16 protein-coding genes and 1 pseudogene are annotated in these 21424 nt (G+C 40.5%); 11 read left to right on the forward strand and 6 right to left on the reverse strand.

What is annotated here, in order from left to right:
* Window positions 1-79 precede the first annotated feature (79 nt).
* On the forward strand, window positions 80-523 hold the full coding sequence (locus P20439_RS04105; RefSeq protein WP_036932881.1) for an SRPBCC family protein: 444 nt from the start codon (window positions 80-82) through the stop codon (window positions 521-523).
* Complete coding sequence (locus tag P20439_RS04110) at window positions 520-1344, forward strand: sterol desaturase family protein (protein WP_008464836.1); 825 nt, start codon at window positions 520-522, stop codon at window positions 1342-1344. Before P20439_RS04105 ends, P20439_RS04110 begins: the two co-directional genes overlap by 4 nt.
* A 70-nt stretch (window positions 1345-1414) precedes the next feature.
* Here the strand turns inward: P20439_RS04110 and P20439_RS04115 are convergent, their stop codons facing one another.
* The 3 genes from P20439_RS04115 to P20439_RS04125 form a co-directional block, all read right to left on the reverse strand.
* Window positions 1415-3604 carry a fasciclin domain-containing protein gene (locus tag P20439_RS04115; protein ID WP_008464838.1) on the reverse strand — a complete coding sequence of 730 codons (2190 nt, stop codon included), beginning with the start codon at window positions 3602-3604 and terminating at the stop codon, window positions 1415-1417.
* Between the two features lie 144 nt (window positions 3605-3748).
* Window positions 3749-4132 (reverse strand): hypothetical protein, encoded by a 384-nt coding sequence (locus tag P20439_RS04120; protein ID WP_008464840.1) that lies wholly within the window; start codon window positions 4130-4132, stop codon window positions 3749-3751.
* Window positions 4129-4497 (reverse strand): hypothetical protein, encoded by a 369-nt coding sequence (locus P20439_RS04125; protein WP_171036863.1) that lies wholly within the window; start codon window positions 4495-4497, stop codon window positions 4129-4131. The genes P20439_RS04120 and P20439_RS04125 overlap by 4 nt, the downstream gene beginning before the upstream one ends.
* A 218-nt stretch (window positions 4498-4715) precedes the next feature.
* Between P20439_RS04125 and P20439_RS04130 the strand changes: the two genes are divergently transcribed.
* Window positions 4716-5135 (forward strand): VOC family protein, encoded by a 420-nt coding sequence (locus P20439_RS04130; RefSeq protein WP_008464842.1) that lies wholly within the window; start codon window positions 4716-4718, stop codon window positions 5133-5135.
* A gap of 45 nt (window positions 5136-5180) precedes the next feature.
* On the opposite strand, the gene P20439_RS04135 is transcribed toward P20439_RS04130, so the two are convergent.
* A complete protein-coding gene (locus P20439_RS04135) occupies window positions 5181-6761 on the reverse strand; it encodes a diguanylate cyclase (RefSeq protein ID WP_008111427.1) in 1581 nt (526 codons plus the stop codon).
* A gap of 457 nt (window positions 6762-7218) precedes the next feature.
* Window positions 7219-8097 (reverse strand): AraC family transcriptional regulator, encoded by an 879-nt coding sequence (locus P20439_RS04140; RefSeq protein ID WP_008111236.1) that lies wholly within the window; start codon window positions 8095-8097, stop codon window positions 7219-7221.
* Between the two features lie 181 nt (window positions 8098-8278).
* Here P20439_RS04140 and P20439_RS04145 point away from each other — a divergent pair, with 181 nt between their 5' ends.
* From P20439_RS04145 to P20439_RS04165, 5 genes and pseudogenes are all read left to right on the forward strand, one after another.
* The gene (locus tag P20439_RS04145; RefSeq protein WP_008111234.1) at window positions 8279-9424 is read left to right on the forward strand and encodes an iron-containing alcohol dehydrogenase; all 1146 of its coding nucleotides are present in this window, start codon (window positions 8279-8281) and stop codon (window positions 9422-9424) included.
* 177 nt (window positions 9425-9601) lie between these two features.
* Window positions 9602-9916: pseudogene (locus P20439_RS19120) on the forward strand (hypothetical protein).
* A 172-nt stretch (window positions 9917-10088) separates the two neighbouring features.
* A complete protein-coding gene (locus P20439_RS04155) occupies window positions 10089-11342 on the forward strand; it encodes a TolC family protein (protein ID WP_008111228.1) in 1254 nt (417 codons plus the stop codon).
* Window positions 11339-12568, forward strand: a complete 1230-nt coding sequence (locus P20439_RS04160; protein WP_008464844.1) for an efflux RND transporter periplasmic adaptor subunit — start codon at window positions 11339-11341, stop codon at window positions 12566-12568. Before P20439_RS04155 ends, P20439_RS04160 begins: the two co-directional genes overlap by 4 nt.
* Window positions 12569-12576: 8 nt before the next feature.
* Window positions 12577-15714 (forward strand): efflux RND transporter permease subunit, encoded by a 3138-nt coding sequence (locus tag P20439_RS04165; RefSeq protein ID WP_008464845.1) that lies wholly within the window; start codon window positions 12577-12579, stop codon window positions 15712-15714.
* A gap of 69 nt (window positions 15715-15783) precedes the next feature.
* Here P20439_RS04165 and P20439_RS04170 read toward each other — a convergent pair whose 3' ends face one another.
* Window positions 15784-17016 (reverse strand): TMEM143 family protein, encoded by a 1233-nt coding sequence (locus tag P20439_RS04170; RefSeq protein WP_008464846.1) that lies wholly within the window; start codon window positions 17014-17016, stop codon window positions 15784-15786.
* A 145-nt stretch (window positions 17017-17161) separates the two neighbouring features.
* Here P20439_RS04170 and P20439_RS04175 point away from each other — a divergent pair, with 145 nt between their 5' ends.
* The 3 genes from P20439_RS04175 (at window position 17162) to P20439_RS04185 (ending at window position 21389) form a co-directional block, all read left to right on the forward strand.
* A complete protein-coding gene (locus P20439_RS04175; protein ID WP_008111219.1) occupies window positions 17162-17746 on the forward strand; it encodes a YqaA family protein in 585 nt (194 codons plus the stop codon).
* A 64-nt stretch (window positions 17747-17810) separates the two neighbouring features.
* The gene (locus tag P20439_RS04180) at window positions 17811-18710 is read left to right on the forward strand and encodes a GGDEF domain-containing protein (protein WP_008111217.1); all 900 of its coding nucleotides are present in this window, start codon (window positions 17811-17813) and stop codon (window positions 18708-18710) included.
* Window positions 18711-18785: 75 nt separating this feature from the next.
* Window positions 18786-21389, forward strand: coding sequence for a DUF2339 domain-containing protein (locus tag P20439_RS04185; RefSeq protein WP_008111215.1), 2604 nt, complete (start codon window positions 18786-18788; stop codon window positions 21387-21389).
* Window positions 21390-21424 lie beyond the last annotated feature (35 nt).

Below are 21424 nucleotides of genomic sequence, written 5' to 3' on the forward strand. Positions count from 1 at the left end.
AAAATAGTCATCTAATCGCAAGTTTGCCACGGCATATTTTTATATGCTAGTGATCTATAAAAATAATAGGGCAAAGGTCATGGTGGAAATAAAGGTTAAGCGTACTGTGGCAGCAACGCCTGAGCAAATACGCAGCGTATTACTAGCGCATGCCGATTTAGGGCGGTTTTTTAATGCTCACTTTAAACTACTAACACCACAAGAGCCGGGTGAAATAAGTGGCGGAAAAGGCACGATTAGAGAAATAAAAATGCAAGGCACTACCTTTAAAGAGCAAATAATAGCCGCAGATAATAGTCATATTAGTTACCGTATTATAGGCAGCAAGCCCGTTGCACAGCATCGTGGTGATATTTACTTAAATACCAATAACGAAGATCCATCACTCACTGAGGTTAATTACCATATTCGTTGCATTGCACCTTTATGGCTACCCGATTTTATACTGACTTTTTTTATAAAAAAAGATATTAGCCAAGCACTTAAAAAAATAGCTCATTATTTTCAGGAGCGTGTTGTATGAGCATTGAAATTATTTTACTCGCACTGAGCCCTATTTTTTTGCTATTTGTTGCTATTGAGTTTATTAAATTTAGGCGTTATTACGATATAAAAGACAGCTTAGCCAACGCGTTACTTGCTTTATTACACCAAGGCGCTGATGCTATTGCGTTAATAGTGCTAATGCCGTTTTTTTACTGGCTGTATCAGTTTCGGTTATTTGATATTGAATTGACGGTACTGACCGTATTAAGTGCCTTTGTACTGCAAGACTTTTTATATTATTGGTTTCATCGTGCATCACACCATATACATTGGTTATGGGCAGCACATGTCGTACATCATAGCTCTACGAGAATGAATTTTACTACTGCGTTTAGACAAAGTTTAATGTATCCGCTTGCGGGCATGTGGCTGTTTTGGATGCCGATGATATTACTTGGTTTTGAACCTGTGATTGTTTTTGCCGTAGTTGCCCTTAATTTAGCGTATCAATTTTTTGTTCACACCCAAGTGGTAAAAAAGTTGGGTTGGTTTGAAAGCGTATTTAATACCCCATCGCATCATCGGGTGCACCACGCTATAAATAATGGCTACTTAGATAAAAACTTCGCTGGCGTTTTAATTATCTGGGATAAATTATTTGGCACTTATGTAGAAGAGGATGAAAATAAGCCGTGTAAATACGGAATTATTGGCCAACTAAACAGTAATAACGCGATTAAAATTACCTTTCATCAGTGGCAGCATCTCGTTAAAAGTAGCTATAGGGCAAACGGGTTAAAAGCTAAATTAAAAGTAGTATTTGGTTACCCAACAAGCTCTCAAAGTAGTAATAAGTAAGCCTATTTTTATATATAAAAGCCAGGAGTAAATAGCATCACTCCTGGCTTATCTCACAGTAAAACTTAATTTATTTAGCTGTTGTGATCACTGTATCAATTAAGTGAACAACGCCATTACTGGTGTAAATATCAGTAGTTGTTACATTACTACCCGCTACTTGTAATGATGTAGCCGGTAAACTTACTTGCCACCAAATATCGTTCACAGCTTGGCCATTATTCTGACCTGCTGCCGTATCACCTGAGAAGGTATACAAAGGGCGACCAAGATAAGCGACTTGCATGCTGTCATCTGAGCGAGCAATTAACGATAAACCTGGCACATTTTCAATTGACGCTGCAGTACCAAGAACAGGTGGCCATGTTGTTGCACATCCACCTTCACACACGCTTATTGCCTCACCTAAATCATTGTCGAACACATAAACTGTTTTACCTGGCATTGCATCGGCCATACCTGTTACTAAACGGTTGTTAGTTGTATCGTAAGCAATGCTGTCTGTTGCTGTATTTTCGGTGCTGGTAAAGTCAACAATGTTTACGCTCAACATATTTTCGGCAAGGGTAGTGACCATTTTTCCATTGGCTGCAAATGCATCTGTACTACCTACTTGAGCGCCTAAAACATGTTGAGTTAGTACACTAGTTAGTGCAGTAGTGTCAGCTAATAAGGCGTTTAAATCAGCGGTAGGAATTTTATTAAATGCAGCATTCGTCGGTGCAAATACTGTAAATGATTTTGTGGTATCGTTAAAAGTATCTACCAGTGATGCTGCTTGTAGTGCAGTGACCAAAGTAGACAGTGCGGGTGTTTCAGTCGCTACAGTGGCAATCGTTTTAGTCGGAGTACCCACTTCAATCGGCGGCATAATCACTTTATTAAGTACATGAATTACGCCGTTATCAGCAGTTACATTCGCTGCTTTCACTGCTGCATCGTTAATAAACAGTGAGCTGTTCACGTACGATAAAGCAGCCATGTCACCATTTGCCATTTCTACTTTGTTGTTTTCGCTATTAGCAATAGTTACCGCTGCATCTGACAGTACAGTTGCGTCAGCAACAACGTGATAAAGTAAAATATCGCGTAATGTGTCTGTATCTGCTAAAAGCGCATTTAGTGTGTCCTCGCCTAGAGCATTAAACGCGGCATCAGTAGGCGCGAATACAGTAAATGTATTTGTAGGGTCGCTCACAACAGTGTCTAAACCTGTTGCTGCTAGTGCAGCGAGTAATGTTGTAAAACTGCCATTTTCAGTAGCAACATCAGCTATGGTGCCAAAGCTCTCTGGTAGCGCGACATCGCCAACGATCACAGAATCGATTACATGAATAACGCCGTTGGTGGTTTCTATGTCAGTCACCACCACGTTCGCACCGCCAAACATTAACATATTGGTGTCTGCATTTATCGCGATAGGGAGAGTATTTCCAAGCAGGGTTTCAGCTGACTGTCCATTTAAAGACATAGCCGTTACAGAGTCTACAGAGCCTGATAAAACATGTTGTTTTAAGATATCACCCAATACATCTGGGTTGGCGAGCAGCGTGTTAATCATTTTACTGCCTACCGCTTCAAACGCGGCATCAGTCGGTGCAAATACTGTAAACTGTGATGATTCATCAGACAGCGCAGCGGTTAAACCTGCAACATCAAGAGCTGCTAGCAAGGTACTAAAATCGCCAGCTTGCTGAGCTGTTTCAATAATATTGTTGGTTGGCGCAGTTTCTGACACTGTTTTAGGTGTGAGCACTGCATCTATAACATGAATAATTCCGTTGTCAGTCACAATGTCGGTCATTGTTACTGTACTAGTATTTACTAATAAATTTTCACCACTTAAAGATAAAGCAATGCTTTGTCCGTTAACAGTCTCAACGGTAGTACCCGCTAAACCAATAGCAGTTTGTGCATCCACTGTGCCAGAGACCACATGGTAAGTTAAAATTGAACTAAGCGTGTCTGTATCAGCTAATAAGTTATTAATCGTTTCTTCGCCTAGTAACGCAAATGCATCATCAGTTGGGGCAAATACAGTAAAGCTAGTAGTTAAATCATCAAGGGTTTCATCTAGACCGGTTGCTTCAAGTGCTGCAACAAGGGTGGTGAAATCTCCGGAGTCCTGTGCGGCATCAAAGACTGAGACAGCGGGTTGTGGATCTACAGTTACTGGGGCGTTGTTATCGTCATCGCTACTACAACCTTGAATGAGTAACAAGGGAAGTATGAGAGCACCGAGCTTAAATACTTTATTCATAATTGTTCCTTTAATCGAATGTTACAGTGTTACAGCTTTGTGAATATTACGAAGCTGTTTGCATTGCTGATCAAAAAAACTTGATTTATTTTCGTACAATTTAATAGATGTAGGATTTTATTGAATTTTTATTCAAGAAAGCGTTTAAATTTTAGTTTTTTTACTGCGCGGTGCGCCAAGTAAAATAAATACGTGGCAAATACATACGGATAAAAATGCACTAATTCCCAAAGCACCACCAAAACCATCAAGAATAGGCACTAAATAGGCAAAAAACAGTGAAAATATAATTGCTGAACTGGCAAGCGTATACACACCAAAGCGGTGAGGGGCACTCATGCCAATAAATGTGCCGCCAAAAAAGACGATGCTATATAGCTCAGCGTTGAAACTAGATTGTGCAAATATTAAATAGGCAATAATGGATAGAGCTGCAGAGGCTCGGATCCCATCAAAGCGATTATGTTTAGCCAAGTAAAAGGTTAAAAACGCCCCTAACAATGCAAGCAGCGGATAAATAAGTGTCATATTATTAACTCCTTGGCTAAAACAAATAAGGCGACGCTAGCAAATGCAATGCTACCTAACCGTCCGCCAAACCCCGCAAATACATTAATGGTAAGTGTGTATAAAACAGCACCAATGGCAGAAATAATCGCAATTTCCCAGTATTCATTAATTAAATTAGTGGAGCACATACCGGCAAAACTGCCTGCATAAATAGCAGCGTATGGGTGGTTTTTGTAATCTGCAGGAAATGGAATAAATGAACCGATAAGCCCTGTTAAACCGGCAGATACAACAATAGGTAATGCGAATGTGCTATGCATTACAAAACACGACAAGCAGCCGATAAAAAAGGTGATGAATTTTAAAAGTATGAATTTAGTCATGGCGCGCACATAATAATGTATCAGTTTTAGCTTTAATAGTTAAAACTGCGATTTAAGACTAAAATCGATACACCGCAGCTAAAAGGTGAATTATTACTATTGAAGGTTAGTAATATGCAATGAATGACTAAAAATAACACTGTTAATGTTCTATAAATTGCAAATTATGTATAATGCAGCATATTTCATATATTAAAAGTTATAACCTAAGGTAATTTATGTCTAACTGTTTACATCTGGCTATCCCTGCTGGTGATCTTGAAAAAGCGAAAGCGTTTTACTGTGACGTACTTGGCTGTAAAACTGGCAATAGTGAAGCGGGGCGATGGGTAGACATTGATTTTTGGGGTAATGAATTAACCCTGCATCAAAGTGTTGAGCGTTTACCTACGGTTCGTCACGACGTTGATATGGGCGCGGTGGCTGTCCCTCATTTTGGTATACATTTATCAGAGAACGAGTTTCAAGGACTTAAGCAACGCATTGCCGATGCCGGCCTTGAATATTTAGATCAGCCTTACCGTCGTTTTGTTGGTGATGAGTTTGAGCAAGAAACCTTTTTTATTGAAGATCCTAACGGTAACGTGCTCGAAATGAAAACCATGGTTAATCCTGAGGTACTATTTAAAAAGGATTAGACTGTAGCTGAGCTAGTCTTATTGACTAGCTCATGTTTTATGTTTTTAAATAGCGGGGACTACCATTTTTTCAGCCTGCTTCGCCTTTCTTTGTAATTTCTGTTTATACATCGCTTCATCACCCGCTTTTAAAACTGTGTCTAAGTTATCAGGTGGCTGAGTATAGCTAGTTTGCCCAACACTGGCGTAAATGGAAATGGTATGGCCCTGATGCTCTATAGTTAACTGGTTTAATTGTTGCTCTAGGGTGTTAACTCGCTGGTTAATTTTTTCGTTGCTATTAAATAATGCCATGGCCACAAATTCATCGCCTCCTAAGCGACCAACGGCATCTTCAGTGCGCATATGTTGACTAAGTGACTCTGCAACTTTGCACAGTACTTTGTCGCCCACATCATGACCATAAGTATCATTAATTGCTTTAAAACGGTCTAAATCTATATATAAAAAACATAAAACGCCTCCTCGTTGCTTGTGCTCTGCTAGTAAGTCGTTTGCTTTTAAGCTCCAACCGCGACGATTGTATATATGGCATAAGTGATCAAAGTTAGCGTGTCGTTCAGCTTGTTTTTTTGCATAACTTAACCTTTGAATTCGTCTGCCGACGGCAATAGCTAGTAATAAAGATTCAATTGTAAACGCAATAACAAATCTATAGCGTTGAATGAACGGGCTGTAATCGGTTAGTAGTACTCTAAACACCATACTAATAAACACACTTGCCAGTGCTATAAATACCAAGTTTGCTTCATTAACACCGTACTTTGTTTGTATCGCGCTGAGGATAAAAATAGTCATGACAATAAATAATGATAAATAGCCGGTTACTGCAGAGGTAATATTGGTTATTAGTGGCAGATCGAGGGCTATTTTTTGTAAGCACAAAGTCAGTACGCATAAGGCGGCAACTTTTAATGTATTGCTTATCTTTGGAAAGTATTTAGGTAGCTCCAATAGTGCGCTCATAAACCATGTAGCACTGATTATAGTTAAGCCAATACTTAACGTGTAAAGATGGCTTACGTACACAGAGTAGTACTGCTGTGTAAATAAATAAGGCTGTCCTTCTTGAAAGAATATAAAACTAGCGATGCAAAAAATATAAATGCCATACAGTTTAAAAAGAGGGTCTTTTATGCCGTGCCCTATAATTAGTGCATAAAAAATAAGCGTGGCGCAAAGACCATAAAAAATGCCAAAAATAAGGTTGTAGCGTTGAATTTTTTCGACAAAAGGCTGTGTATCTGACCAAGTAAAGCGTGGGGTATAAGCTGCTGAGGTAGTAACCGTAAGCTGGGCAGTAAAAACGCCTGGGTCCATTAAAATTGCCATCTGATTGGTTTTTAAAGGTATTTTATATACTGAATTTTGCTGCCACGAAAAGTCTTTAAGTGCAGGACGAGTAAATGAAAACACCCCGCCTTGGTTTAAGTTACAGCTTAATTCGAGATGATTGATACCGTTTTTAAGCTTAATATTTGAGACAACTTCTTTGGACAAAGACACCGATGTGTTTGTTGCTCTTACACTGAGCTGGCAATGCTCTTGCGCAAAAGTAACGTTACTAAATAGCAGAGTAAAAGCGCATATAAAAATGCTAAACCTAACCATGAGAGCGCTTAACATGCTCAAAAAACTCCTTGTCTTTATCGTACAATTTATTGCTACTAAGTAGACGAACACTTTTAAACCATACTAGGGTCTGTTGACCTTTCAAGGTTAAATTTGCAGCAGTCTGTTTGGTATTTAGGCAAGGCAGAGCCTATGTGGTGTGGTTATTCCCCATAAATAGGCGATAACGCAGCATCAATGCCAAACAGGCGCTGCCCGAAGGATTCTGCCTAGGGGCGATTTACTCTTTGTTGCCTACATGGATGTAGGTAAGGGGCGTGAGCAGGACGCGGAAGCTTTGCTCGGTTTTTACTTAGCCCACTAGGTTACAAACCTCGCGCCGTGATTAAACCGCCCCTAGTTTGAGCAAATTTTAATCCGCAAAGGTCAACAGACCTTAACAAAGCCGGTAGACTTTACTAGTAATAAAGTATTTAAATAATGACTTAGCGCAAGAATGGGTTATTTTTAATCACACATGTATTTCACTGGGGGTTTTATTGAAGTGGCGTTTAAACTCACGACTAAATTGTGACGCACTGGTGTAACCTACTTTAAATGCGGCCTCGTTAGCTTTACTGCCAGAGGTGGTTATTAATTCTTTTGCTTTAGCTAAGCGTACTTTTTTTAAATACTGCAAAGGGGATTCAAACGTAACTTGTTTAAAAGCACGGTGAAAAGATGACACACTCATATTCACTTCTTCAGCTAAGTGCTCTACGGTAATAGGGCTTGCGTAATTGCTATGTAATGTTGATAAAGTACGCGCTATGCGCGCGTAATGGCCATCGTGCATTGCAAGCCCAATTAAGGTATGCCCTTGAGGGCCACACAGTACTCTAAATACTAATTCCTTAACTATATCGCCACCAAATACCTCAGCCTCAAGCGGATTGTTTAACACTGTTAACAGTCGGTGAGTGACTTGCTCCATGGCCATATCTAAAGCGGCACTTTGTACCGCTCCGCTTTGCGTTAACGGTGGTGAAATAGGCTTATGTTGCATCATTTGGCTAACCAATTTGTGCAGCATGGCTGGGTTTATATCAACTGCAATACCCATTACCGGCAAATCATTATCAGTAAACGCTTCACATTCTAGTGGTACTGGCACTCCTAGTACTAAATAATCGCCTGCACCATACTGAATTTGATGCTCAGGGAAGTGAATAATTTTATGTCCTTGGCCAACGATAATAATACCTGAATTATAAATAAGCGGCTGACGCGCTGAGCTTTTTGTCGCGCGATGAAAGTACACCCCTGGAATAATTGTTTCCATGGTACCTTCAAAGCTGAGCAACTTATTATGCTCTGCGTATTGTTGTAACAAAGTGGCGATGGTCGTCATAAGGGCGGCTTAAATTAACGGTATTTGGCGTAAAATAACAACGCTGATAGTTTTAGGCAAGCTTTTGGCAGTTATTAGGCTTTTTATATATGTACTATGCCATTATTATGCATTTATCAACACTTTATTTAAGAATTGATAAGGTGCTTAGTAATTAACCGTCCCCTTTAGGAGCAAAATAATGAAATTTAGCTACGTAAATCCCACTTTAATTCAATTTGGTCAGCAACAAATTGCCGCACTTACTGATTTGATCGCAAAAGATCAAAAAGTATTAGTTGTGTACGGTGGCGGTTCTATTAAAAAGAACGGTGTGTACGACCAAGTTGCAGCAGCACTTGAAGGTTTTGATTGGGTAGAGTTTTCGGGCGTAGGTGCTAACCCAACAATTGAAGTACTAGACCAAGCAGTAAAAATTTGTAAAGAACAAGATATCGATTTCGTATTAGGTGTAGGCGGCGGCTCTGTAATAGACGGCGTTAAATACATTGCAGCATCTGCTGTATATGATGGCGAAGGTTGGGATATTCCTACAGGTAAGCACACAATTACCAGCGCATTACCTATAGGTGCCGTATTAACGCTACCAGCAACGGGTTCTGAATCTAATCAAAATTCAGTAGTAAGCAAAGAAGCTACGAAGCAAAAACTACCGTTTGCATCTCCAGAAGTATTACCAAAATTTGCCATTATGGACCCTGATGTAATGAAAACATTACCGCAGCGCCAGCTTGTTAATGGTTTAGTAGATGCATGGGTACATACCTGTGAGCAGTACCTAACATTCCCAGAAGGTGCACTTGTTCAAGAAGGTTACGCAGAGGCATTGTTAAAAGCGCTTAAAACATTGGGTGATAACTTTGAAAACCAAGACGATGCATGGCGTGCAAACCTTATGTGGGCTGCAAACCAAGCACTTAACGGCTTAATTGGTTCTGGCGTATCACAAGATTGGGCAACCCACATGATTGGCCATGAGCTTACAGCTGCTTACGGCGTTGATCATGCACGTTCACTGGCTATTGTTCAGCCTTCTTTACTGCGCAACCAATTTACAGTTAAAAAAGCAAAACTAGAACAAATGGGTAAAAACGTATTTGGTCTTGCACAAACAGATGATTTAGCAGAGCAAACAATTCAAGCAATTGAAGCGTTTTACCACAGTCTTGATGTAGCCACTGAGCTTACTGAGCATGGCGATGATAAAGCGGCTGCCATTGATAATATTATTGGCAAACTAGAAGCGCATGGCATGGTTGCCCTTGGTGAAAACCAAGCTATTACGTTAAAAGAAAGCCGTGAAATTTTAGAGCAAGCGGTTGCTTAATAACGGTTAATATTGACCGCTAAGATTGGTTAGCGGCTTTTTGCAGCAAAATAAGATTGAATGAAATAAAATTTTATTTTGCTGCATTACTTTTTTAGGTATTTTCAGGTACAGTGCTGAATTAGATAAGTAATGAGCTTAACTAATCGTGTATTTCAATAAGGAATTCGTTTAACTGTGCGTTCAAATCGTTTTTTAATTGTAATGTTACTTGTGCTTGTGCATAGCTTTATAAGCTGTGATGGCGCCGCGTACCATTTACAAGAAGACGTTGATCACGTAAATAGCTCATTTTCGCAAAGTAGCTAAACTGCTGATGATAACGACAGCGCCCCAACAGCAGAAATACATGCTCACCAGCATTGCCACAGTGGTTATAGCCACAACTCAAATCACTCAATAACTCCCGAGAAAAGTAAACCAACTTTAGCGACATGCTATCACGGCTTACATTATCCACCAGACGTACCGCCACCGAATTCATTTAGCTAGTTCTTAATTTAATTTCAATTAATTACTGTGCTTTTAGCTGCCTACACATAAGTGTTTTATGGGCCGTTATAGGCATGTTTAGATTGCTGAGCAATTTACACTGTCGCTATCTTTTGCGTAGGTTGTGAATGGTTTGCAAGTGAACTCTGTTTATTAAAAACGGACAAGCTATATGAATAAAAAATCAATTATGTTGGTGGTGATGCTGTGCACGCTGCCTGCTTTTAGTGCGTTTGCAAATGTTAAAACACTAACTCTAAAACAAGCGTTGATAAATACCGAGCAACAAAATCCGCTATTAAAACGCTACCCTTATCATCAAAAAATACTCAGCGCGCTTAAATCTCAAGCTGCACTTTCGCCTAACCCTATCTTAAATATAGAAGCTGAAAATCTGCTGGGGACAAACGATGCACGTGGTGTGCAAGACGCTGAAATAACCTTGGCATTTAGCCAGCTTATAGAGCTTGGAGATAAACGCCAAAGCCGTATAAATTACGCTACGGCAAACATTAAAGCCCAAGCAATACAATATCAAAATACTCGTTTAGCCTTATTGGCAACCACTGGTGAGCGGTATTACGAGGCGCTTAAATTTCAAACTTTACTTTCTCTCAATAGCGAACGACATCAGGTTGTAAGCCAAGCACTTAAAGCAATAACGCAACGAGCTGATGCCGGCGCTGTATCGCAAGCGGATGTAACCCGTATGCGTTATGCGCTTAGCCAAGTTGAGCTTGATAAAGCGAAGCTAAATAGCGAATTTGAGCGAGCACGTTTATCGCTCAATGAGCTATGGAATAAGCAACATGATTACACGGATTTAGCTGGGAATATTAATACATTAATGCCGCTTAAATCTGAGCAAGGGTTACTTGATGCGGTTAACCAAGCGCCTGATTTTGCTATGTTACAGCAGCAATACTTACAGCAAGCGGCCAACTTAACGCTGCAAAAAGCCAATGGGCAAAGTGACATTAATGTAGGTGCAGGCCTGCGTTACAACCAGCAAAACGATACCAGTTCATTGCTGTTTTCGTTTTCAATGCCGTTGCAATTGAGTAACTCAAATAGCGGTAATATTGAAGCAGCTAACAGTCAGTTAGCATTGTTACGTGAGCAGCAAGGACTGTTACGGGTTCAATTACGTCAGCAAGTTCGTACTTTGTATGCCTATTACCAAGGTAAGACATTACAGGCACAGTTGTTATCTGGGCAAGTTATTCCCCAAGCCCAAACACTCATTGAGCAAAGTTTAAAAAGCTATCAACGCGGACAAATTTCGGTGTTGCAATTGCTCGATGCTCAACAAGCTCTTTTTGACTCTAAAGGCGCGTTGATTAACACATATGCAGCGTTATATCAGACCCATCTCGCACTTGAGCGTTTAACTGGCCAATCTTTAACTGAGACTTTTCAATCATGAACAACACTTTTATCGCATTATTAGTATTTCTCTCGTTTGTAGCTAGCTTAACAAGCACACATGTATTTGCCTCAGCAGAACATGACCAAACAGAGCAAACCCAAAAACAAGGTCCACACGGCGGCTTTTTATTAACCAACGAAAAGCTCACTCTTGAGTTAAAGCTGCAAGAATTGGCAGGTAAAGTTGAGCTGCGCGTATATGGTTATGAGCAAAAACAGCCGGTAGATATAAACGATTTAAGTATAGAAATGAACTTAAAACGCTTAGTAGAAGCGCCACAAAAAATACAATTTACCCGTGAGAATGGCTACCTTGTTAGCACGCAATCGATAAATGAGCCACATTCATTTGAGCTTTTGATTACTGCCAATTATAAAGGTGAGCGCGTTAGCTTTGAGTACTCTCAGCACGAAGGCCGCACTGTGCTTAGCGAGCGAGCAATTAAAGGTGCGGGCATTAAAACAGAGATAGCACAAAGTGGCGAGGTTGATATTTCCGACACGCTGTTTGGTGTTATTGCACCGACACAGCATGGCACAGTAGAAGTTATGGCGCCATATACCGGATTGATCAGCGATATTTTTGTCAGTATTGGTCAAAACGTTCAAAAAGGTGAGGTACTGGCCAGCGTCACCAATCGCGAAACTTTGCAAAACTACAGCATTAAAAGCCCTATTAGCGGTGTGGTAACCGAACAATATTTAAAGCGTGGCGAACTGGCAAGTGCTCGTGCGCTAATGCAAGTCGTGAACCTTGATAAAGTATGGGTTGAGCTCTCAGCCTTTCCTGAAAATATTGAAAACCTAGCCATTGGTCAAAGCGCTATCGTTTACGATTTACATCATCATTTAAATGCCCAAGGTAAGGTGTTTTTTATAGCACCTATGATGACTGGCGGGCACATTGCACGTGCCCGTATTGAGCTTAATAACCCAGATGGTCATTGGCGTCCAGGTATGCATGTTAATAGTGATGTCAGTATCGATAAAGTTAATGCCCGCGTGCGTGTAAAGCCTGAGGCTATTCAAGAGTTTAATGGTATGACGAGTGTGTTTGTGCGTAAAAATAGTGTATTTGAAGTACGCCCTGTTACTTTAGGCGCAAAAAGTAGCGAGTGGGTTGAAGTGATCGCGGGTTTAAGCCCAGGTAGCGAGTACGTCACAACCAATAGCTATGTGATCAAAGCCGACATTTTAAAAAGCGGCGCAAGTCACGCACACTAGGAGGTACCATGATTAACTGGATTGTTTCTTTTGCGGTTAAACGCCGCATGATGGTACTGGCACTAACATTTTTATTTGCTGGGTTTGGTGTGTATAACATCCAAAACTTAGCGGTAGATGCTGTACCCGATATTACCAATGTACAAGTGCAAATTAACTCTAAAGCGCCTGGTTTTACGCCGCTTGAAGTTGAGCAGCGTATCACTTACTTAGTCGAAACAGCGATGGCGGGTATTCCTAAGCTTGACTATACCCGTTCGCTTTCTCGCTATGGGCTTTCTCAAGTAACCATTATTTTTGATGAAGGCACCGATATTTATTGGGCGCGTCAACAAATTGGAGAGCGTATTCAAAGTATTCGCGCCGATTTACCTAATAATGTTGAGCCAAACCTTGGACCTATTGCCAGTGGTTTAGGTGAAATATTTACCTATAGCGTGCATGCAAAACCCGATGCGTTAAAAAGTGATGGTATGCCTTACAGCGCCGAAGATTTACGTACTTTACAAGACTGGGTTATTCGTCCGCAGCTTTTAAAAGTAAAAGGCGTAACCGAAATAAATAGCCAAGGTGGCTTTGAGCGCCAGTACCAAGTTGCGCCCATGCCAGAAAAGCTCATCGCTTATAAGCTAACAATCAAGGATGTTATTAGTGCACTTGAGCTTAATAACAGCAATCGCGGAGCCGGTTATATAGAGCGCTTTGACGGCCAATATTTAGTGCGCTCGCCTGGGCAATTAAAAACATTAGCGGATATAGCAAACACCGTTATTGCTAAGCGTGATGATGCTCCTGTGCGAATTAAGGACGTGGCAAATGTATACTTAGGAAAAGAACTAAGAACTGGCGCGGCTACTTATAATGGCGAGGAAACCGTATTAGGCACGGCGATGATGCTAATTGGTGAAAATAGCCGTGTGGTTGCTAAAGCCATGGCTGATAAGCTTATACAAGTACAAAAAAGTTTACCTGCAGGGGTTATCATTGAGCCTGTTTATGACCGCACCAATCTGGTTGATAAAACCATCGCCACAGTACAAAAAAACCTGTTTGAAGGGGCGGTATTGGTCATCGTCATTTTATTGTTATTGCTTGGGAATATCACTGGTGCGCTTATTACCGCCATGGTTATTCCGCTGAGTATGCTATTTGCTATTACAGGCATGGTGGGCAATCGAGTCTCGGGTAACTTAATGAGCTTAGGTGCAATCGATTTTGGATTAATTGTTGATGGCGCGGTGATTGTGGTTGAAAACTGCCTTCGTCAATTAGGGATGGCTCAACATAAACATGGTCGCTTACTTACGCTCAGTGAGCGTTTAGAGGTTGTCACTTCAGCCACCAAAGAAGTGTTTAGCCCCGCGGTATTTGGTATTTTAATTATTATGTTGGTGTATTTACCGCTTTTTGCGCTCAGTGGTGTTGAGGGCAAAATGTTTCAGCCCATGGCGTTTACCGTTGTTGCCGCGTTAATAGGTGCACTTATTTTTGCTGTTACCTTTGTGCCGGCGGCTATTGCCGTATTTGTGCGTGGTAAAGTAGATGAAAGCGAAAACGCAGTAATGCGTGGCGTTAAAAAAATCTACAAGCCACTGCTTAATTTATCGCTTAAATTACCGTGGCTTATGATAAGCATTGCCACTGTTTTAGTGCTGGTACTTGGCTTTAAAGTTAAAAATATGGGCGCCGAATTTTTACCTCAGCTTGATGAAGGTGATATTGCAATGCATGCGCTGCGTATTACTGGCACCGGTATTGAACAATCGGTGCAAATGCAAAAGCAGTTGGAGCAGGCTTTATTAGCGCAACCTGAAATTGCGAACGTATTTTCAAAGATTGGCACCGCGGATGTAGCCAGCGATCCTATGCCGCCTAATGTTGCCGACACTTTTTTAATGTTAAAGCCGCGTGCGCAATGGCCTGATCCATCACTAAGTAAAGACGCGTTAGTGCAGCGCATTCGTCATCGTGTGAATGAGGTACCGGGTAATAACTATGAATTTACCCAGCCTATAGAAATGCGCTTTAACGAGTTAATTGCCGGTGTGCGTGCCGATGTAGCGCTGCGTATTTACGGTGATGATTTAGCCATACTTAAGCAATTTGGCGAAAAAGCCACAAGCTTAATGCGAAATATTACCGGTGCTACCGATGTTCGTTTAGAGCAAATGGAGGGCTTGCCTACACTTTCTGTTACCCCAATGCGAGATCATATGGCGCTATTAGGATTAACCGTAAACGACATTCAACAAACTCTTGCCGCTGCTGTTGGTGGGGTGCAAACAGGGCTAATTTATGAGGGTGATAAGCGCTTTTCGTTATTGGTGCGCTTAGATAAGCGTTGGTCTGAAGATGTCTCTGCGCTTGCGCGTTTACCTATTGCGTTACCTCAAAGTAGTAACCCTGAACTTGCATTTGTACCGCTTGGAGAAGTGGCTACAATCAGTATTGAAAAAGGCCCTAATCAAATAAATCGCGAAAGCGGCAAGCGCAATGTGGTAGTAACAGCTAATGTAACAGGACGCGATTTAGCCAGCTTTGTAAGAGATGCCCAAGCGACTATGAACGCACAACTTAACCTACCCAGCGGTTATTGGCTTGAATACGGCGGTACGTTTGAGCAATTACAATCTGCGAGTAAACGGTTGTCGTTGGTAGTGCCTGTGACTTTATTGCTTATTTTTGGCTTACTTTATAGTGCTTTTGGATCGCTGCGTGATTCACTGATTATATTCAGTGGTGTACCACTGGCACTAACCGGTGGGGTGTTGGCATTATTGCTACGAGATATGCCGCTTTCTATTTCAGCGGGTGTGGGGTTTATTGCTCTAAGTGGTGTTGCGGTATTAAACGGTGTAGTGATGTTGTCGTTCATTAAGCAGTTACGAAAAGAGGGGGTAAGCTTATATTATGCAATACATAGCGGGGCATTGCAGCGATTACGCCCAGTGCTAATGACCGCGCTTGTGGCTAGTTTAGGCTTTATACCTATGGCGCTAAATACCGGTACCGGCGCTGAAATACAACGGCCTTTGGCAACCGTGGTAGTAGGTGGAATTATATCATCCACTTTGCTCACGTTGTTAATTTTGCCCGCACTTTATAAATTAGTGCATGCAAAATTTAAAAAGCAGCAAACAGCTTAATTACCAATTAGGTAATAATGAAAAAAGCAGCTGAAGTTTCAGCTGCTTTTTTGTTGTGTAACTAGTTGCTTAGTTATATTGAAACAGGTTATCCCAGCGCTCATCTAATATGACTTTTGCGTGCTCTAGATTTACTGCGTTATATAGGGTGTTTGTGCAAGTTACTAAATGCATACGTTTAAGCTTTTCAAGCGCGTCGCTAATTTCAAAATCTAACTCGCATTGATACTTAGTTTTAAACCACGTCTCTATTTGCTCATCAAGCGCTTGTGTGCTTAAGCCATTTTTAGATTTTAGTAAAAACGTATACGCAAGCAGGGCTTCTTTAATGTCTTCTTCTTCGGCAGCATCAATGAGAGTGTGGAATACACCGGCGTTGTTATCTAGGTTTTTAAAGTACAGATTATCGCTCAGCGCTTTCATAAATTTAATTTTGCGGTTTTTAAATTTACTCCACTCTTTAAAAATAAAGCTGCCAAATACCCCCATACCAATAGCAAAGGTAATAAAATGCTGTTGGGTCATTTCTACGGCTTCATCTCTAAAGCCTCCCCAAAATGCAAATAGCGCAAATAATAAAACAAGCGATGCACCTAATTTTGTTATAAGCACTACGGCACCCCCCACTAAAGCTGACGAGCCAATAATAATTTTATCGATAGGGCGCATTCGTACTTCGCTATTAGGAAATAGCATTTCCAGATCGGCTTTTGGCACATTTTGAAATAGTTTTACTATGGTTGAACTGGGCTCAAACCCCATAGGTAGTTTATTTTTTGATTCAAAATAGGCTTTATCTTTAAAGCGAATAAATACCGCCACACGATCGTAATTAGTAAAATGCAGTGGCTTTTTACGTAATCCCCAAAAACTGGTTATGGTTTCGCTCAGCTGTGATTCGCCTCGGCGATAAAAAACCACTTCTTCAAAATCCTCAAACTCCACCTCAAGGCGTACTTTAAAAAGTGATTCTTCGTTGAGTGCATCTTGTAAGTCTTGATGGGTGATCACTTCAAAATTAGCCGCGTTTAATACATTGGCAAAATCTCTAGCAAAATCGCGTTGGCACTGGGCTTTTTGCTCATCAGTCACACTGTTTATTAAACGGGTATCGCTATTTGGATCAAAAGGCGCGTAATTGTTTTTTAATGACTCAAGTGTGCCGTGGTACTGAAAGTGAATTAAGCTGGCTAAAAGTTCACAAAGCTGCTTAAAAGAAGTTTGTTGGTCTTTGGTAAGCTCTTTGGCGCACATTGTAATGATGTCGTGTTTTCTAAAAGGAATGTAGCGAGCAGTTTGCATATTGTGAAAATTTTAAAAGTATAATGGTATATAAAGATAATAAAGCAGTCTTTTGCTGATTACTATGTTGGTTGTATTTCTTCAGGTAGCATTAACCTTATTATGAGATGATTTAATCACTTACCTCATTGCTAACAGGACGTTTATGGCAGTACAAAAAAAGCTCAAGCAAAAAACACGTCAATTTATTGAGTCTAAAAATATGCTCGGTGGAATTACTATTGCCTCATTTTTAGAATCCACCATAGTGCCCATTCCACTCGAAGCTGTTTTGGTGCCCTTAATGCAGGCAAGGCGCGAAAAACTGTGGCAAATTGCTCTTATGGCAACACTAGGCTGTATTGTGGGGGCGCTATTTGGCTACGCTTTAGGTTATTACTTATTTGATGTGATTGGCGATTGGGTTATCAATACATTCTCAAGCCCTGAGCAGTTTGAAAACGTAAAACAGAAAATGCAGTCACAAGGGTTTTGGTTTGTATTAAGCCTAGGTATCGTGCCTATTCCGTTTCAAATTGCGATGTTGGCCGCTGGCGCGACTAAGTATTCGCTGGCGCTGTTTTTATTAGCAAGCGCGATTGCTCGCTCTATACGTTATTTTGGTTTAGCAATAGTGGTGTATTATGCGGGTAATCAAGCTGAACGTATTATCAGCAAGCACAAAACTAAGGCCATGATTGGACTAACTATTTTAGTTGCGATTGGTTGGATTATAAGCACATTAATTTAAAATTAATCAGTTTTAGTTTATGGTATAGTTTTAATAACAATAATAAATTTTAATATAGCCTATGATGAATCCGGAAAAAGTGAGCCTTAAGCTCAGCCGTTTTGTAAAAATTACCAGATTAAACAAGCTGTTAATTTTAGCTACGCTGGCATTTATTATTGGCTTTTCAATTTTTTCGTTAATGCGCTTCCCTCCAATAGACATAACACAAAATCTCTATGGCTTTACCACTGACTTTATTAATTTGGTGGTTATTTTCACTATTTTCTTTGTGGTGCAATGTTCACAGTTAGCCAAAAAAGCCTATGTATATGTCAGTATCGGTTTGATGCTATGGATTGTAGGCTCTACTGCCGATGTACTTGATGAAGTGACACGTCAGCCTTTTTGGGTGAGTAACTACATCGAAGATTTATGTAGAACACTCGGCATGTTAGTTACTGCTTATGGTTTATTTAAAACCATGCATTTCATGCAGAGAATGCACACCCGCTTGGCGCAAGAATTTATTATAGATGATTTAACTAAAGTGTATAACCGACGCTGCTTTTATCAGCATGTGAAGGGGATTGTTAATAATCCCTATACTGTTTTAATCATAGATATTGATCACTTCAAACGTATTAATGATGACTTTGGTCATGATGTGGGCGATCAGGTGCTGAAAGAATTTGCTAGCAAAGTGAATGCGCTATTTAAGAATGAAAATACATTTGCTCGCATAGGGGGAGAGGAATTCGCCGCTTATCTGCCTAGTTATGAGCTTGATGAAGTACTTAACTTTGCGCAGACTATCCTAGAAACTGCTCGCACTATTACAGTGCAAAACCAGCGCTCTTTAACGGTTAGCATTGGTATTGCACATCGTAGCAGTGAGCAGAGCTTTGATAATGTGATGAAACGTGCTGATCAAGCATTATACCGTGCTAAAAAAGCAGGCCGTGATCGCCTTGAGGTTGCTTAAACATAGTAATTTTATGAAATAGACTTCGCTTGTGCTATTTTTGGGAACTCTTGTTACGAGATAAAAAGGAATTGTATGGATGAGTTAATCGGATTAGCAATTATTATATCTATTGCGATTGTTGCAGGGGCCATATGTGGGTTAGTAGCCTTAGTGCAATTGAACTCCCTAAAACAAGAGGTTGCAGCATTAAAACTAAAACTATTTCAGTTTGAGTTAAATGCAAATGCAGCAATAAATGAAAAATCTCCCGCCGATCCTCAAATAGATAATGCAAAATCTCTACACCGCTCAGATATTCCAGCCGCTGTTTATAAACCAGTGAGCATTAAACCTACATCAGTTCGTAAAACGATAGCTAAAAAACCATCGAGTATTGAACTGCTCTTTAAGCAGTTACGTGCAGGCTTCGAGCAAAATTGGATGACCTGGATTGGTGCTATTGCTTTGGCTTTAGGTGGCGTATTTTTAGCAAAATACAGTTTAGAGGCGGGGCTACTTTCACCAGCAATGAGGCTCAGTGCTGGTGGGTTATTTGGTGTTGGCTTAATCGCAGCGGCGACCTATTTACATTATAAACGAATCGTTTTTGAAGGCTTTAATAATTATATTCCTGCAGCCTTGGCTAGTGGCGGCTTTATAACCTGTTTTGCCTTAATGTTTTTAGCTTATAACAGCTTTAGCATGCTCAGTGCTGAGTGGGCGTTTATTGGCTTAGCAGTTATTGCTCTGTGTGCTAGTGCAATGGCAATAAAGCTAGGCCCTTTACTTGCAGTAATAGGCATTATAGGCGCATACAGTGTCCCTATTTGGGTAAATACGGGCAGTGGGCAGTTATTTTCTTTGCTTATTTATGTTGCCCTTGTGAGTGTTGCTGCGACAGTAGTGGCACAAAAAGTAAAGCGTGTTTGGCTGTGGTATTTACTATGGGTAGGGCATATTAGTTGGTATTTGGTTGGACTCACTTTATTTACCTACGACACAGTGTGGTTAATAGGCGCTTTTGCGTTGTTAAGTATTTTAGGATTAATCGCTATTGCACGCTTAGGGTTAACCTTTAAAACCCTTGAAGTACGCCCGCACAGCTTTAAACGGTTAGTTAATTTATTTCCAGATCATGGTTTGTTACTGGCCTTTATTGCGCCTTTAATGGTTGCCATGCTGTTGAGTGTGTTTAATATACAATGGCAAATAGTGGCGTTATTAAGCATCGTTTTACTCCTATTTTTAGTGCTAAAAAATAGTCGTTGGGATGCATGGCAAGGGGTCTCTTTAGTGATTGCGCTGTTATTAGTGATCAGTGCTGAACAAACTTATACCTTTGATGATGCGTTATTTATTTTTAAAAATGAATACGGATTAGGCTTATTACTTGCTCTGGGCTTGAGTGGCTATGGACTTTATTTTGGCAATATATACCCAAAAAGATTAACCTTTCATTTGCTTGCTTCATTAAGCATGTTTGCATTAGTTGGCGCCTTGTATGCGATGATCCCAAACACGGCTTTAGCAACCGCTTACCCACTTTGGGCGGTGTTGCTATGTTTAATGAGTGCGGTGTTAATAAAATTTACTCAGCATCAAACAACCTTATGGCAGCGCTTTAGTTATTGGGTAGGGGCAAACGCCAATATTACCTTAGCAATTACTATGTTACTCAGCGATAGCGGCCTTACCATTGCTCTGGCTGTTCAAGTATTACTGTTGAGCTTATTAATAAAAAAATACAATGTGGCAATGCCACACTGGCCAATAAAGGCGCTGGTGGCGGCATTACTTTTACGTCTAACCCTATCACCTTGGACGCCTAGTTATGAAGAGCTAACACTATTTGATTTGCATTGGAGCTTAGTTGTTTACCCGCTTTGTATTGGGTTATTTTTTACAGCGGCTAAATGTTTTAATGCTTCACAACTAAAAATATGGCTCGAAGGAGCAGCACTGCATTGCTTAGCGTTATTTGTGACAACCGAAACCAGTTATCAACTGGTAGGGCATTACCCACAACTTTTTTCTTTAAGTTTTTATGAGCAAGTATTACTTAGCTGTAACTTACTTGGCTTAGGCTGCGTTTATTTATACCGTGCGCAAAGTGCTGGGCAATTAGGTCAGTTATACCGTACAGCAGGTCTTATATTATCTGCATTAGCTGGCTTATTGTTAATTAAAACAACGTTGGGTGATAATCCGTTATTAATGCGTCTTTATGTTGGTGAAACGCCAATATTTAACTGGGTGATTTTAATTTGGTTGGTACCGAGCCTACTGGCGTTATGGTTAGCGAGTTTAGTTAAATCGTTAAATGCTAAATTGAGTCAAATTACACTCGGTGTGTCTGGTTTATTAGCGGTATTAGCTATCAACACCTTGATCCGCCAATATTGGCAAGGCGGCTTCATTTACCTTGATAAAGCAACCAGTGACGCTGAACTATATAGCTATTCGGTCATTTGGTTGTTACTGGGTGCACTGGTCGTGATAGCCGGGCATTTAAAGCAGCAACGGTTACTGCAAAATGTTGGTTTAGGTATTCTTGGCGCTGTAATTGTTAAGGTGTTTTTAATTGATATGGCAAACTTAACGGGGCTTTTAAAAGCATTATCCTTCATTGGTTTAGGGCTGTCGCTGGTAGGGCTTAGTTGGTTGTTCCAAAAACTCAGAAAGCGCAATTATAGTTAGGTGTTAGCCCAGTATTTACTGGGCTAACACGTTTA

The sequence above is a fragment of the Pseudoalteromonas sp. BSi20439 genome (assembly GCF_000241165.1).
Taxonomy (GTDB): Bacteria; Pseudomonadota; Gammaproteobacteria; order Enterobacterales; family Alteromonadaceae; genus Pseudoalteromonas.